The sequence below is a fragment of the Streptomyces sp. NPDC047072 genome (genome assembly GCF_040643855.1).
GTDB lineage: Bacteria > Actinomycetota > Actinomycetes > Streptomycetales > Streptomycetaceae > Streptomyces.
The window spans coordinates 1-1037 of the sequence record NZ_JBEYVC010000379.1 but is presented as its reverse complement, the minus strand read 5'-3'; the positions used below and the strand labels follow the sequence as shown (position 1 = coordinate 1037).

1 protein-coding gene is annotated in these 1037 nt (G+C 73.1%); it reads left to right on the top strand.

From position 1 onward, the window contains the following. On the top strand, nt 1-905 hold a 905-nt coding region (locus ABZ896_RS52835), incomplete at its 5' end, for a CU044_5270 family protein (protein ID WP_360946716.1). Nucleotides 906-1037: the final 132 nt, after the last annotated feature.

The following is a 1037-nucleotide window of genomic DNA, read 5'->3' as shown; positions in this document are numbered from 1 at the left end:
GTACCGGCGCCTGGTGGAGAAGCTCGTGGTGGCGACGGGAGGTCGTGATCGTCGCCGTGGTGGCCGCGGTGACCGCGGTCGTCGTGACCGCGACGCTGCTGGCCGGCGGGGGCGGTGGGGGACGGAAGGTGCAGCCCGCGGTCACGCCGACTGTCTCGCTGCGGGGGATGAGCGCGGCCGAACTCCTGCGGTACGCCGCGGGCGTGGTCGCCGCCGAGCCGGACGGGCCCGTGCCGACGGCGAAGCAGTGGATCTACACCAAGGAGGTCTCGGAACCGCGCGACGAACAGGCGGAGCACGCCGAGGGCCTGGCCAAGCTGCTGGCGGGGCCGCAGGAGAGCTGGATCCGCTACGACGGCACGGCGATGGCCTCGCAGGAGCCGGACGGCACGGGTGAGAGGCTCCGGCTCACGACGAGGTCCATGCATCTGGAGAATGGCGCGGAGGGCGACGACCGTTCGGCGCGCGAGATGTACCGGGTGCTGGCGGCGCTGCCGGCCGACGGGGAGGGGGCGCTGAAGGCGCTGCGCGAGATCGACGCCATCGCGGACACCAAGGGGGCGTCCCGGGCGGAGAACGACTACTCCGAGATCAGTGTCCTGCTGCGCGCCGACGTGATGCCGTCCAAGGGGCTCGCCTCGCTCTACCGGGCGCTCGCGACCCTGCCGGGCGGGAAGGTCGTCGACCATCTCGTCGAGACCGCCTCCGGGCGCCGGGTGATCGCGCTCGAGTACGGGACCAGGGCGCCCGATCCGGAGACCGGTCAGGCGATGCGTGACCAGTGGCTGCTCGACCCGCAGACCTACCGGATCGTCGGCATGCGCATGGTCGTCGGCGACAAGGTCCTCGGCGGCAACTCGCTCGTCGCCACGGCCGTCGTCGACGAGGCGGGCGAACGCGGCTGACGCTTCCACCGGACGGGCGGGCCGGCGCCACGGACGTCGGGCGTGCGGGCCGGCACGGGCGCTACTGGTGGAACGGCGAAGGCTGGCACCGCCCGGGCCAAGTGTGGGACGCAGCCTTCGAGAGCTATGCCC